General features: G+C 36.5%; 13 protein-coding genes. 6 read left to right on the top strand and 7 right to left on the bottom strand.

The features are described 5' to 3' along the window. Positions 1-97: 97 nt before the first annotated feature. The 4 genes from BOQ64_RS01265 (at position 98) to BOQ64_RS01250 (ending at position 4,814) form a co-directional block, all read left to right on the top strand. The gene (locus tag BOQ64_RS01265; RefSeq protein WP_129056706.1) at positions 98-1,141 is read left to right on the top strand and encodes a M28 family metallopeptidase; all 1,044 of its coding nucleotides are present in this window, start codon (positions 98-100) and stop codon (positions 1,139-1,141) included. Between the two features lie 200 nt (positions 1,142-1,341). Continuing rightward, a complete protein-coding gene (locus BOQ64_RS01260; RefSeq protein WP_129056708.1) occupies positions 1,342-1,842 on the top strand; it encodes an endonuclease V in 501 nt (166 codons plus the stop codon). Positions 1,843-2,069: 227 nt separating this feature from the next. Next, a complete protein-coding gene (locus BOQ64_RS01255) occupies positions 2,070-3,245 on the top strand; it encodes an acetyl-CoA C-acyltransferase (RefSeq protein WP_129056710.1) in 1,176 nt (391 codons plus the stop codon). 261 nt (positions 3,246-3,506) lie between these two features. Beyond that, positions 3,507-4,814 carry a T9SS type A sorting domain-containing protein gene (locus BOQ64_RS01250; protein ID WP_129056712.1) on the top strand — a complete coding sequence of 436 codons (1,308 nt, stop codon included), beginning with the start codon at positions 3,507-3,509 and terminating at the stop codon, positions 4,812-4,814. A gap of 95 nt (positions 4,815-4,909) precedes the next feature. Here BOQ64_RS01250 and BOQ64_RS23555 read toward each other — a convergent pair whose 3' ends face one another. The 3 genes from BOQ64_RS23555 to BOQ64_RS23545 all read right to left on the bottom strand — a co-directional run bounded on the left by BOQ64_RS23555 (position 4,910) and on the right by BOQ64_RS23545 (position 8,246). Beyond that, positions 4,910-6,643: a DEAD/DEAH box helicase gene (locus BOQ64_RS23555; RefSeq protein ID WP_262708732.1), complete on the bottom strand. Its 1,734-nt coding sequence runs from the start codon at positions 6,641-6,643 to the stop codon at positions 4,910-4,912. Between the two features lie 71 nt (positions 6,644-6,714). Then, positions 6,715-7,800, bottom strand: coding sequence for a hypothetical protein (locus BOQ64_RS23550; RefSeq protein WP_228448047.1), 1,086 nt, complete (start codon positions 7,798-7,800; stop codon positions 6,715-6,717). Positions 7,801-7,907: 107 nt separating this feature from the next. Then, on the bottom strand, positions 7,908-8,246 hold the full coding sequence (locus BOQ64_RS23545) for a hypothetical protein (protein WP_228448046.1): 339 nt from the start codon (positions 8,244-8,246) through the stop codon (positions 7,908-7,910). 263 nt (positions 8,247-8,509) lie between these two features. Between BOQ64_RS23545 and BOQ64_RS01240 the strand changes: the two genes are divergently transcribed. After that, positions 8,510-9,517 carry a T9SS type A sorting domain-containing protein gene (locus BOQ64_RS01240; RefSeq protein ID WP_129056713.1) on the top strand — a complete coding sequence of 336 codons (1,008 nt, stop codon included), beginning with the start codon at positions 8,510-8,512 and terminating at the stop codon, positions 9,515-9,517. Between the two features lie 95 nt (positions 9,518-9,612). Here BOQ64_RS01240 and BOQ64_RS01235 read toward each other — a convergent pair whose 3' ends face one another. Together BOQ64_RS01235 and BOQ64_RS01230 are read right to left on the bottom strand one after the other, a co-directional pair. Then, the gene (locus BOQ64_RS01235; protein ID WP_129056715.1) at positions 9,613-10,230 is read right to left on the bottom strand and encodes a GNAT family N-acetyltransferase; all 618 of its coding nucleotides are present in this window, start codon (positions 10,228-10,230) and stop codon (positions 9,613-9,615) included. A gap of 132 nt (positions 10,231-10,362) precedes the next feature. Further along, positions 10,363-11,208, bottom strand: a complete 846-nt coding sequence (locus BOQ64_RS01230; RefSeq protein ID WP_228448044.1) for a helix-turn-helix domain-containing protein — start codon at positions 11,206-11,208, stop codon at positions 10,363-10,365. Positions 11,209-11,401: 193 nt separating this feature from the next. Here BOQ64_RS01230 and BOQ64_RS01225 point away from each other — a divergent pair, with 193 nt between their 5' ends. Further along, on the top strand, positions 11,402-12,562 hold the full coding sequence (locus BOQ64_RS01225; protein WP_129056717.1) for an MFS transporter: 1,161 nt from the start codon (positions 11,402-11,404) through the stop codon (positions 12,560-12,562). Between the two features lie 50 nt (positions 12,563-12,612). On the opposite strand, the gene BOQ64_RS01220 is transcribed toward BOQ64_RS01225, so the two are convergent. Beyond that, a complete protein-coding gene (locus tag BOQ64_RS01220) occupies positions 12,613-13,002 on the bottom strand; it encodes a hypothetical protein (RefSeq protein ID WP_129056719.1) in 390 nt (129 codons plus the stop codon). A gap of 42 nt (positions 13,003-13,044) precedes the next feature. Further along, entirely contained in the window at positions 13,045-14,424 is a 1,380-nt protein-coding gene (locus BOQ64_RS01215; RefSeq protein WP_129056721.1) for an MFS transporter, read from the bottom strand. Positions 14,425-14,487 lie beyond the last annotated feature (63 nt).

The raw sequence follows: 14,487 nt of genomic DNA, 5'->3' as shown, positions 1-14,487 counted from the left end.
CATCTTACTATCTCAATATTGAAAATTACTTGATGGGATCTTATCTTGTCTATTCCGGATTCAATAAAAAATGTTATTTTTAAGAAATTTATTCTATATGAAAAAACTACTTATTCCGTTATTTGCTCTTGCTTTGATGACAAGTTGCGGAACAGCACAGGTTTCTGCTGATGGAGCATCTGAAAAGCCAACTGCAGTAAAACATGATAAAGCATTTTCAGATGCTTACAAAATGATTAAAGCAGAAGACTTAAAGAAAAACCTGTTTGTTATTGCCTCAGACGAAATGGAAGGACGTGATACAGGAAGCAAAGGACAGAAAAAAGCGGGAGAGTATATTGTTAACTACTATAAAAGCTTAGGAGTTTCTCATCCAAAAGCATTAGGGTCTTATTATCAGAAAGTTCCTTCAGATTTTATGAAAAAAAGAGGCGGTGGTAACTTGCCGGATTCTGAAAATATTCTTGCTTTCATTGAAGGAAGTGAGAAACCTGAAGAAATTGTGGTAGTTTCTGCACATTATGACCATGTAGGAACAAAAAATGGAGTAGTGTATAACGGAGCAGATGATGACGGAAGCGGAACGGTTGCCGTGATGGAAATGGCTAAAGCCTTCCAGCAGGCTAAGAAAGCAGGTAAAGGTCCTAAAAGATCAATTTTGTTTCTTCATGTAACAGGTGAAGAGCATGGACTGTTCGGTTCAGAATATTATACTGATAATCCTGTTTTTCCATTGGCCAATACAGTAGTTGACCTTAATATCGATATGATAGGACGTGATGATCCGGAAAACAGAGGAAAACAATATGTTTATGTGATAGGTTCTGATATGCTGAGCTCTCAGCTTAAAGTAATTAACGAAGCTGCCAACAAGAAAACCAATAACCTGGAACTGAACTATAAATATGATGATCTTAATGATCCTCAACAGCTGTATTACCGTTCAGATCACTATAACTTTGCTAAAAACAACGTTCCGGTAGCATTCTTCTTTGATGGTATCCATGAAGACTACCACAAACCAACAGACGATCCGGATAAGATTGATTATAAGCTTCTGGAGAAAAGAACTCAGTTAGTCTTTACTACCGCTTGGGATATTGCCAACAGAGCTGAAAGAATTGTGGTAGATAAAAAATAGCGTTAGCGAAACACAACCTATACTTATATTTTATCTGAGGATAGTAAAAGTGTACCCTTTATTATGCCACGAATACACGAATCATTTTATTTGTGTATCCGTGGCCATTAAAGAACTTTATTTTTAAATCCTTCTGGATTTTATTAACTGATTAAACAATTTTCAATTCCTTTACCCTGGATTTGAAATAAACCAAAGAGATGATTTACGCATTTGATACTTACTATTATGATGATTATGCCAATACTGTCTGTATTGCCTTTGAAAATTGGACATCTGATCAGGAAGTAGAAATCTTTATAGAACAAACTCCTATCAGTTCAGGATATGAAAGCGGTGCTTTTTATAAAAGAGAATTACCATGTATTCTGAGCTTACTGAATAAAATAGTTGTAAAAGAAGGTGATATCATCATTGTGGATGGGTATGTTACTCTTGATGATGATGGAAAGATAGGCTTGGGTGGACATCTTTATGAAGCTTTACATGAGAAGCATCCTGTAATTGGGATTGCCAAAAATGAATTTACTACACCAGACTTCCAAAGAAGAAATGTGCTGCGTGGTGATAGTAAAACCCCTCTTTTTGTCACTGCAAAAGGAGCCGATGTAGACCAAGTGAAGATATATGTAGCACAGATGCATGGTCCTTACAGAATTCCTACTTTACTTAAAAAGCTGGATCAGCTAAGCAGAGAATAAAAAAAGAGCGATCTTAAAAAGCAAATATAGACTTCTGCTATTCTGAGAGCAGTGAAGAATCTTTACGGATTCCCTTACTTATACAGGATGAGACATTTAGATTAGTTTCATCTTTTTTTGATTTATAAATATACCGATCAGTATATTTCATTATATTTGTATTCAGAGTCAAAAAATATTTTTTTACAACTTAATATACCGATTGGTATTTTTTAATAAACGAAACTATGAAAGAAGTATTCATTATTGCAGCAAAAAGAACTCCTATTGGTGGTTTTATGGGAAGTTTATCAGGTTTTTCAGCACCTCAGTTAGGAGCTATGACAATACAGAAAACGTATGAAAGTGCATTAATATCTCCGGAAAATATAGACAGTGTCTATATGGGAAATGTTTTAAGTGCAGGAGTAGGGCAGTCTCCGGCGAGGCAGGCTGCTTTTTTCTCACAAATTCCGGCAGATAAAGATGCTATTACAGTCAATAAAGTATGTGCCTCGGGGATGAAAGCAGCAATGATAGGAGCACAGCAGATTCAGCTTGGATTGGAAAATCTTGTTATGACAGGCGGAATGGAAAGTATGAGTAATGTTCCTCATTATCATTATCTCAGAAAAGGTCAGAAATTGGGAGATACTCAATTTACTGATGGACTCATTAAAGATGGGCTTTGGGACGTATATCATGACTTTCACATGGGAAGTGCTGCAGAGCTGGGGGTTAAAAAATATAACCTAACGAGGCAACAACTTGATGATTACGCCTTAATGTCTTATCAAAGAGCTCAGGAGGCTGCTGCCGAAAACAAATTCAATGCAGAACTGTTCAGTATCTCAGTAGAAGGAAAGAAAGGAACTATCATTATTGACAGAGATGAAGATATAGATAAGCTGATTCCTGAAAAGATTTCACTGCTTAAACCAGCTTTTGAAAATGATGGTATGCTCACGGCTGCCAATTCAAGCAATCTGAATGATGGGGCTGCAGCTATATTATTGGGATCTTCAGAATCTATACAAGGATATGATCTTAAACCATTGGCTAAAATTATAGCTTATGCTGATGCAGCTCAATCTCCGGAATGGTTTACCACTTCTCCATCCATTGCTATCCAGAAAATCCTGAAAAATACAGGACTCAGTCTGTCTGATATAGATTATTTTGAGATTAATGAAGCATATTCTTCGGTGATTTTGTCCAACCAGCAGATCCTTGGCTATGATTTGGATAAAGTAAATGTGTATGGTGGTGCTGTAGCATTGGGGCACCCAATTGGAGCTTCAGGAGCAAGGATTATAGCTACATTAGCGAATGTTTTGAAGCAGGAAGGTGGAAGATATGGAATTGCAGCAATTTGTAATGGCGGTGGTGGCGCTTCGGCTGTTCTTCTTGAAAATCTGAATTAAACATATAATTTTACATTTATCTTAATATGATAACCCTGCCATTCATTTAAAATATGAAGAACATAAACAAGAATCCAGAAAAATTATTAAAAATCAATCGTGATTCAAAGTTGTTGATAATTATATAATTAACTTTGTTTTCATTGGTTATTTTTCAATTGATTACCCTTAAATATCTTTAAACTGATAAAAATCATTAGATTCTTATTTTTATTGATTCTAAATAAATATAAATTTGTCTCAACAAAAACGAAGAACTCTATGAGAAAAATAACTACTCTTTCTGTTATCCTATTATGTGGGCTTATCAAAGCTCAATACTGCACACCTGCTTTTCAGTATGGAGCAGGGAGTAATATGATAAGCAATGTTGCTTTTGGAAGCATCAACAATCCATCATCAACCAATTCATCTACAACACAGGAATATGAGGATTTTACTTCATTGTCCACAGATTTAGTAGCTGGAAATACATATCCGATATCAATAAAAGGGCCATCAAGTACTTTTCCTAGTGATGTAATGGTTTATATTGATTTTAATGCAAACGGTAGTTTTGATGATGCGGGAGAGAGTTTTTATATAGGGAGGCTGGAAGCGGCTAATCCGGCGAATGCTTTTACGATTGATAGCAACATTGTGATCCCTGCAAATGTATCCGGTGGCAGTAAGAGAATGAGAGTTCTTAAAAATACAAATGTAGCAGCTTATTCAGATCCCAATGCCCAAAACTCTATTTCATCTGCGTGTGATTCAGGATTAAGAGCAGGCCAGACTGAAGATTATATGGTGAATATTCAGGGGAACAACACCAATAATTTCCCTTTCCCTTATTGTGGAGCTGAAGGAGTGACAAGCCTTACAGTAAGTGAAATAACAAGGGTAGAATTTGCCGGAGCTGAAAATGATAGTCCGATTGATGGAAGTTCTGCCGTCATAGAAGACTTTACAGGCACTGTTTTTAATGTTAGCCGCGGAAATGGATATCCAATAACCGTAACGGGTGGAACTCATGGGCAGACAACAGTTTCTGCCTATGCATACATCGATTTTAATCATAATAACCAGTTTGATGCTGACGAAAAGTTTAACCTTGGATATCTGGACAATTCAAATCCGGTTTCCGGCCACGAATCAGGGATTACTTCTGAAACCATTACTATTCCTGCTGGTGCATTGTTGGGGAATACCCGTTTCAGATTAGTAAAAGCGTATGAATCCAGCTCATGGATGGGAACGTTGGAAAACTTGCCGTGCCCCTCAGGATGGTTCATTGGCCAGGCAGAAGATTATACGATCAATATACAGCCTGAAACTCTTTCCACTACAGAAGTTTCCAGGGATAAATCCACTGAGGTAAAAATATACCCAAACCCAACTTCCGGAAATGCAACGATCAGAATGAAAGAAGAACTGGAGAAATATGAAATTTATACGATATCAGGGCAAAAAATTTCAGAAGGGAACTCAGTAATTGTGAATATGAACACTTTTATTCCAGGAACTTATCTGATTAAAATACAGACAAAAGATAAAAAAATAATCACCGAAAAGGTTATTAAAAAATAAACACATATCTAATCATATCCATATCAATTTTTGTTTTTTACCGGCAGATTCTATCTGTCGGTTTTGTTTTGTATGATGTTGGTAATTAAATGGCTTTATTTCTGATCCAAAATATCCAAAAGGTCCTGTTTTGAAAGTCCCTGGAACTTGGTGCCGTCTGTTTTAAGAAGATTTTGAGCCAATAGGGTCTTCTTTTTCTGAAGAGTAAGGATTTTCTCTTCCACGGTATTGGAACAGATCATACGGACAGCAATCACATTTTTAGTCTGTCCAATACGGTAACTTCGGTCAATAGCCTGGTTTTCAGTAGCAGGATTCCACCAGGGATCAATCAGGTAAATATAATCAGCTTGGGTAAGATTAAGCCCGACACCACCGGCTTTTAAACTTATTAAAAACACTCTGATTTCATCATTTTCCTGGAAATTAGCTACTTTCTTTCCTCTGTCTTTCGTTTGCCCGGTAAGATATTCAAAAGGAATTCCATGGCGTTCCAACTCTGGTTTTAACAAGTCCAGCATTCCTACAAACTGAGAGAACACAAGAATTTTATGGTCTTTTGATTTTCCAAGGATCTGTTCCATCAGAATCTCAATTTTAACCGCATTTTCCCCAGAATATCCCTCTTTAATCAGCACGGGGGAATTACAGATCTGTCTGAGTCTTGTAAGGCCTGTAAGAACATGCATGCTGTTTTTATTAAGATCATCGTCATCATTGGCTGCAATAAATTCACGGAGCTCTTTTTCATAAGCATCATAAATTTTACGCTGTTCCGTATTCATTTCGCAGTAAATAACAGTTTCTGTTTTCTCCGGAAGCTCTTTGGCTACCTGTTTTTTGGTTCTTCGGAGAATAAACGGCTTTATTTTCTGCTGAAGTTCCATGGCCCGTTTGCTGTATTCAAACTTATCAATGGGAATAGCATAGATATCTTTGAAAGACTGTTTGCTGCCTAATAATCCAGGACAGGCAAAAGAAAGCTGGCTATAAAGGTCAAAAGTACTGTTCTCAATAGGTGTACCCGTTAAAACAATCCTGTTTCTGGCCTGGAGAAGCCTTGCGGCTTTATATCTTTCGGAATTAGGGTTCTTAATGGTCTGGGATTCATCAAGGAAAATATAATTGAAATTAAAAGTCTTCAGAAAGCGGATGTCTGAAAGCAGCATACCATAGCTGGTAAGAACTACTTCATAATCTAAAAGATGATTAATTGTTTTTTGCCTTTCCGGACCATAATGCACTAAAACTTTTATGGAAGGGGCAAACTTGCTGATTTCTTCCTGCCAGTTGAAAAGAAGAGAAGTAGGAACGACTACAAGGTTAGTAGTATGGCCCCTTTTTTCCCTTTGAGAAAGAATAAATGCAATAATCTGCAGGGTTTTTCCCAATCCCATATCGTCAGCCAGGCACCCGCCAAAGTTGAAGCTGTCCAGGAAGTTAAGCCAGTTTAATCCATCGTGCTGATAATCTCTCAATTCGGCATTCAATTCAGCAGGAATATTGGAATGAGGAATATCTTTGTCTGTCAGAAATTGAGAGGAATATGTACTGATTTCATTCTGAACTTCAGTACTCAGGACTTCTTTTTCAAAAAGGGAAGAGATTTCTGTGAAGTTAATTTTGGGAATCCTCAACAGTTCTTCGTCAATTTCTCCGGCTTGAAAATAAGCTGCCATTTTATCCATCCATTCTTCAGGAAGAATACCCAGACTGCCATCGTCCAGCTGTACAAATTTACTTTTATTTCGTATGGTTCTGTGAAGCTGCTTTAAGGTAGCTTCTTTCTGACCAAAGCCTACCTTTAATTTTGCATTAAACCAATCCAGTCCGCTGGTAATCTGAATGTTGATTTTAGCACGGTGTGGATTAAGCTTATTGTTTTTCAGTTCATTAAAGCCTAAATGATAATTCCTTCATTTCTCCATACTTCAAATGCATTCAAAAACCATTGGTCATCAAGGAATTTGTCTCTGTGTAAATAGAAATACTGATACCCATCCATCTGTTCTTCAAAATCAGGATGCATCTGCATTACCAGAGAAGTAAAACGGGCTTCTAAGGCATCATTTCTTTCTATTTTAAAAGGGTTTCCATTCTGGTCTGTATCAAAAATCTGCTTTCGAGAATATACAGGAACCTCTACCTGCCCATACTTCATAACGGGAGTAATTCCTATATAATTTTCCTGTTGGCGAAGATAAATAACTCTTTCTGTATGAAAACTCTTTTCTTCAAGTTGTACTTTTGTTGCTTTTTGTATGTAGCTGTAATTAATGTGAATACGTTCTTCAAGCGTAGATAGGATTTGTTGCATAAAACCTTCATATTTTGAAGAATGAATCAGCAAAATCTCATTGTTTGCTTTGAAAAACTTAATAACCCTAAGCATGTCAGGATGGTCTATAAAGCTGAAAGTGTTATTGTTATATACAAAATATTCATTTCTGATTACTACATTCCTAAAGGGTACAGATGAATCATTAAACAGTAATTCTCCGGTAATTTCATAAAATGGATCTTTCTTAAATACAGATAGTTGTATCTCTGCACTTAAAGTATTAAGTTTAACAGGTATTAATGATTTTGCGGAGATGGTTTCTGCAATTTCCCGATCATGATAGTATACATCCAGCTCTATTGGATTCTTTACAATGAGCTTTAAAGCTTCCAATTCTGCTGCGTTATAATCTTCATTGTAATTGTTCTGAAAAGAAGAAATAGCGGTATAGAATTTTATATCCAGAGGCTTCTCTGCTTTCCATATCAATTGCATGGCATCTACAGGAGTAACAGGATTTTTAATCTTTCCGGTTTGTGTAATCTCTGCTTCCATGAGAGAAAATACCAGATGATTGTAGTATCTGTGTTTACCAATTACCAATATCTGTTTTTTATCTGTTTCCAGTGCGGCCAGTTCATCCAGTTTAGAAGGAAGTTGGGGAAGTAGCTCTCTCTGAAACATCTGTTCATCCATGGGAAGCATTTCCTTGATTTTGGATGAAATTTCAAGCTTTCCTTCCGTAAGTTCCAGTTGAAAATATTGATCAAGATCAGGTTCGTTTTCTAAACCATATCCTTTGGCTTTTGCTATTAATGTTTTTTACGTAAAATATCATCAAAGAAAATGCGGTAATTCTTCTCTTCCAGAATACAGTGGATAATTTCGGCCTGATGGTTACAAAGCTGAGCTTTAGTTTGATCACAGCTGCAGCTACAGAGCAGAGAATTATTTATACGGCTTACAGAAACAACAGGGAAATCCTGCAGTGAAGTTTTTTTTGTAAAAATTCCTGTGTTATTTTCAATGGCAATGGGATAAACTTCACGAAAATCAGTGATTCCAATAAACGAACTTTCTGTTGTATGTTTTAACAGATCATACACGGAAAGTGTACTGATATTGATGTTTTCAAGAATATATTCAGCCATAAAAAATGATCGGAGCAAACTTACAAAAAAACGATAGAAACAGGATGTTTTAAAAGTAACAATGTATCAGCTCGGCAACGCATCAATAATTGGTCAACTTTTACATGAGGATATTGCTACATTGATTAATCCATTTGGTGAATTATTGAATGTTGTTTGTAGAACAAGTCGGGTTTTAGATAGATAAAAATATATTCTTAAAGATTAATTATTTTATATTCATAAAGGAAATAACTTTGTAATTCACATTAAACCAAAATATTATGAAAAATTTAAACCTTATCTTATTCCTTGTTATGGGAATAATGCTCTATGCACAGCCCTCAATAACAAGAGCTGGTGTTGACCGTGTTAACAGTACCGTGAGTCTCAAATCAGGAGATGTAAGTGGGACTTCTATTACAGCCGGAGCTGCCGGGGCTAATATTACCTGGGATTTTTCAGCATATACAGGGACAAATTCTATTTCTTATCTCAACAGAGCGTGTCCTGGTGAGTCTAACTGTTTCAGATTTCCCGGAGCGAACAGGATTGCAACAATGACTAGTGCTGATACTCATGATTTCAGTGTTATGACAGACCTTGATGCTACGACACTAGGTTCTTATTCAGGGCCTGCATTGGGAGATGTTACAGTTACTTATGTTAATCCTCTGATTGAATATAAGTTCCCGATTACTTATCAGCAGCAGTTTGATGATCCCTATGAGTTCAACAGTGTTTCTGCAGCTATTGGAAATACAAATGAAACAGGGCAGGTGAGTGTTACGGTTGATGGCTATGGCACTGTCATTACTCCCAAAGGAACTTACCCCAATGTGTTGAGAATAAAGAGAATGAGAACTGCTACGCAGACGATTGCCAGCGTACCTGTTCCTCTTGTTGCTACTTATGTCAATGAATCTTATCAATGGGTGAGCCAGACTGATGGCATGGTGCTCAGCTTTGCGATTAATACATTTGTGTTCAATGGAAATACGAATATTTCAAAATCGGTATCTTATCTTGACACGGCTGTGCTTTCAACAGCCAATTTAGATAGTAAAAAAGAAACGATCTCAGTTTATCCGAACCCAAGTACAGATTTTATAACGATAGCCTCAAAAGAAGGCCTTAAAAAGATTACTGTCAGTTCTCTGGAAGGGAGAATTGTTGTAACGGCTGAAAATGTTGATAAAGTTGATGTTTCAAAGCTTGCAAAAGGAGTTTATATTCTTCAGGGAGAGCTGAAGAACGGAAATGTTGTTTCAAAGAAAATAATCAAAAAGTAAATAGTTGATGATATAGAATCAGATGTAAAAGAAATTGAACTTCTACATCTGATTTTTTTTATTTTTAAATGACTTTATTTCTCAGAATATTGGTTTCAGCTCTTTACAGATGTTTCCTTTTCTTGGATTAAGGTCTCAATTTTCTGTTTTGCAGCATCCCATTCATCATCCAAAATGCTGTAATAGGCTGCATTTCTTGTGGTGCCGTCATTTTGAATTTTATCTTTACGTAAGATGCCTTCAAATACACCACCGATTTTTTCAATGGCTTTTCTTGACCTGAAGTTATCGTCTTTTGTTTTCAGCTGTACACGATTGGTCTTTAATACTTCGAAACAGTAGGTAAGTAGCAGTAATTTGCATTCCAGATTAACGGAAGTGCCCCAAAAATCTTTAGTGATCCAGGTCCATCCGATTTCTAATTTTTTATCCGAGGGATATATTTCAAAAAATCGTGTAGAGCCTATCAGTTTTTGAGTTTCTTTATGTCTGATGACAAAAGGGTATTGGTTTCCGTTGTCTCTTTCTGATAAGGCGAATTCGTAGTTCTGATAGAATACCGTTTTATCTGTACCGTCAGTCGGAATTAATGCCCAAAGGTCTTTATCTGCGGCGGCAATGTACAATTCTTCAAGATGTTCTTTTTCCAAAGGAATAAGCTCAACGTTGGCTCCTTCTAAAATGGTTGGGTGTGAAATCCACTTCTCCTTCATAATACTATTTTTGAAGAGCTAATTTAATTAAAAGCACGATATTGTTGTATTAATTTAATTATATTTTTAATATTTACGGAATTAATTTATTAGTTAGTGTTTTCAGCGGAATCAATTCGTCATTACTAGTATTTATTTTTTAATCTTATAATTTTCTCTATAGGTATTGGCTGTAATACCTGTACAGCGTCTGAAATACCTGCAGAATAGGGAAGAATCTACAAACTGCAGTTGGTTACTGATTTCTTTAATGGACAGCGAGGTCGTTTTAAGAAGTTCTTCAGCCTGTTTTATCACTCTGTAACTTATCCACTGTTTAATCGGTTTTCCGGTTTCTTTTTTGATTAGACTGCTTAAATACTGCGGAGAAAGGTGCAGTTGGTCAGAGTAAAACAATACACTTCTTTCCAGGTGGCCATGTTTATTCAGCAATTCAAAGAAATGATCGATAATATCCTGGCTTCTGGTCTGTAAAAGGCTGTTATTCTTGATAATGGGCAGATAAAGTTTTGAAACTACCTCGAGAAGAGCATAAAGCAGATATTGTACAGACTCTACAGTGCTATCTTCCTTGGTTTTGGAATGATAATCCTGGATTAACTTTACCGTAGACCAAATGAGTTTTCTCGCTGTAGATTCAACCTTCATCACCGGACTGAATTTGATCTCATCACTGGCCAGAAGAACAGTCAGAAAGCTGTAAGTACTGATAAAATCCAGAGAGATAAAAAATACGGATAGTTCAAGGTCATTACTACTGGAAATATCTCCCAGATTGGTATCAGGCAGTAACATGATAATAGAATTGGCCTGTATATGATAGGGAAGATTGTTGATTTGAAGATCCAGTGTTCCATTTGATACGAAACAAAGCAGCAGTTTATTTAAATTTCCTGCTTTTACATGAAATTCAGAAAGGGTGTTTACAGTATATTTTTCAATACATAATCCTTCAAAATTTGGCTTTATATCTATCATTTTACAGTGGGATGACTTCTTGGTATGGTTAATAATTTGAGGTGTTATATTCCAGTGATCAAATGTAAGCAGTTAATTTTTCTTTTTAAAAGCATTGTTTAAAATGGAATATAAAATATCAAAAATGGAATGTATTTTATTGGCTGAGTGTTATTAACTTCGCAAACGGAAATTTTAATCAAACACTGTTACAATGCACGATAGAGAATCATTCAATGCGAAAATGCCTACGGCCTGTTTTTTACTTTTCTTTGCCCATGGGCTTGTTTTCTCATCATGGGCGAGTCGTATTCCCATTATTAAAGATGCCTTATCTATCAATGAAGCACAGCTTGGAACGCTTTTGCTTCTGATGCCGATAGGTCAGCTTTCTACGATGATGTTATCCGGAAAATTAATCAGCAGATACGGAAGCAGTACCATCATTAAAAGTTGTTTTTTATTATATCCGGGTTTTCTTTTGCTTATTGGTCTTTCTCCATCTTACTGGATTTTGGCTGCAGTTCTGTTTTTCTTTGGGGTGACAGGAAATTTATGCAATATTGCAGTGAATACTCAGGCCATTGAGATAGAGTCTATCACTAAAAGAACATTACTGTCTTCTTATCATGGAGCCTGGTGTTTTGCCGGCCTGGTAGGGGCATTATTGGGATTGCTTGCGATAAACCTGCATATTGAAACGTTTCATCATTTTGTGCTTACTTTTATCCTTGTTACTCTGATCTGGCTATATAGCAGGAATAATCTTACCAACATTATTCATAAAGCTGAGCCACAAACACAGTCTATTTTTAAATCTGTAAATCCAACATTGGTAGGATTAGGGATCATTGGTTTTTTAAGCATGGCGATTGAAGGAGCGATGTTTGACTGGAGCGGTGTTTATTTTCAGACCATTGTAAAAGTACCGGAAAAGCTTGTTATATTGGGATATACAAGCTTTATCTTAATGATGACTTTAGGAAGATTTGTGGGAAACAGGATTATTGAAAAATTAGGAAAAAGGACCGTATTGCAGTTCTGTGGTATTCTGATGAGTATTGGTCTTTTCCTCAGTATTTTCTTCCCTGAATTATGGATTTGTATCATTGCTTTTATGGTTATCGGACTTGGAGCTTCTTTAAGCGTACCGTCTGTATACAGTACCATTGGTAAGGTGAATACAGTGGCACCAAGTATTGCCCTGTCTTTTGTGTCCAGTATTTCATTCTTAGGCTTTCTGATTGGGCCACCTCTGATCGGTTATATTGCAGAAGGTTTTGATCTCAGATATTCTTTCGGACTTTTTGCCTGCTTTGGTATCCTGTTGAGTATTATGGCTGGAAAGATGGAAATATTCAGAAATAACAAATAATCATTACTGAAAAATAGAACGGACTGTTAGGAGAAACAGTCCGTTTATTTTTATATCCAGTTTTCTATAAGATGAAGCCACAGTGCTTTTTCTTCGTTAATAAGGAAAACTGCTGAAGCTTTTCTTCTGTTTGTTATTCCTTCTGTAGTCTGAATCTCTATATAAGTAGCCAAACCGTGATGCTCAGAACTGTGGATTTCTATATCTTCAATCTGTACACTGCGTTCAGGAAACTTCCCAAACACTGTTGGAAGCCAGTCTGAAAACAGAGATAGAGTAGCTGTGTTTCCATCTCCGTTTACCATTTTGAAATCGGGTGAGAACCCGGAAAGAATTGTTCTCAATAAAGCATCCTGGTCCTGTTCGCTTCCCTGAAACCATTTTTCAATGTTTTTGCAGAAATCTTTTAATTCTGTACTTATTTTTTGTTTGTTGTCCATAAGATTTATTTAAAAATTAGATTCTTTTGATGTTGATGAAAATTAAGAGTTAATATATTGATGCAACCTGCTATTTACCAATATTCCTATGATTTGAATGGTTCCGATCATACCAATAGAGATCGCAAAAGCCTTTGGAAAGCCCAGGATACTGATCAGATTAAAAAATAAAGTTCCGATAACAGCTCCACCCATTACACTTCCTATCTGAATTCCGATACTTACCAGGCCGGAAGCCTGTCCAGCCTTTTCTTTTGTTGTAAAATTAATAGCAGTCCGCATCATCACAGGCATAATAATACCATGTCCCAGTCCTGCGATAAACAGAGTGATATTGGTGATAAAAGAGGGCTTTTGCTGGAAATAAAAACATGATGCACATAGAATAAAGCCGCTCATCAGTAAGCCCAACCCAATATAAATCATTTTATAAGATGATAGCTGTATTTTGGCAGTCATTAACGGGCCTAGGAAAAAGGCAACTCCGTAAGGTACAATGGCTAATCCTGTATGCATGGAATCCTGATGGAGAAATTCCTGAAGATAATAAGGATAACAAATGAACAGACCTGAAGTGAAATTGTAAAAAAAGATGATCACAAGGCTTAATGCGAACGGTTTATACTGAAGCAGCGTAGGATCTATAAGGATGGGATGATTATTTTTCAGTTGATACATTTCATATCTGATAAAAATGAATAATAAAGATATTCCTGATATCATAATAGCAAATATCCACCATGGCCATTGGTACTTCTGCCCGAAAATAAGTGGGCATATCAGCATCAGTAAAGCAAGAATAAGCAGTAATGAGCCTTTAAACTCAATTCCTGAATTGGTTTTTTCATGACTGTTATCCATCGTAAAATGAATTCCGGCAATACAAATAATGGTAATAGGAACATTCACAAGAAATACCAGTTCCCAGGAAAAGTTGCTCCAATGCATACTGAGAAGCAGTCCACCAAGCAATTGTCCAATCACAGAGGCCAAACCAAATACTGAACTAAAGAGGCTTACCGCCTTAGGCTGCTCATTACTGCCGAACAATACTTTTATAGAGGCTAAAACCTGTGGAGCCAGCAATGAAGCTCCAACTCCCTGAAATAACCTTGCGATAATAAGCCATGTTACTGTAGGGGAAAAAGCACAGGCCAAAGAAGAAAATAGAAAAGTATACAATCCAAGTGTGAAGATCTTCTTGCGCCCGTAAAGATCACCCAAACGACCACCGCAAACAACCAGGGCTCCATAGGTAAGTCCGTAAATGGCAATTACCATCTGCAGCTGATGATCGCTGGCTCTGAAGGCACTTTTGATGGAAGGTAATGCCATATTTACAATAAAATAGTCCAGTGGTGAAAGAAAAGCTCCGGCAATCAGAAAATTGAGTGCCTGCCATCGTTTCGGATAGGTATTCATATTTTTTTATGCAAAAATAACCCCGTTATGTTATAGTAAAATTGTACTTTTGAAGGAAATTAT

The sequence above is a fragment of the Chryseobacterium sp. CH25 genome, from assembly GCF_004119455.1.
In the GTDB taxonomy this organism is placed as follows: domain Bacteria; phylum Bacteroidota; class Bacteroidia; order Flavobacteriales; family Weeksellaceae; genus Chryseobacterium.
The sequence above is the reverse complement of the archived record's forward strand: the minus strand, read 5'-3'. Positions and strand labels throughout refer to the sequence as shown.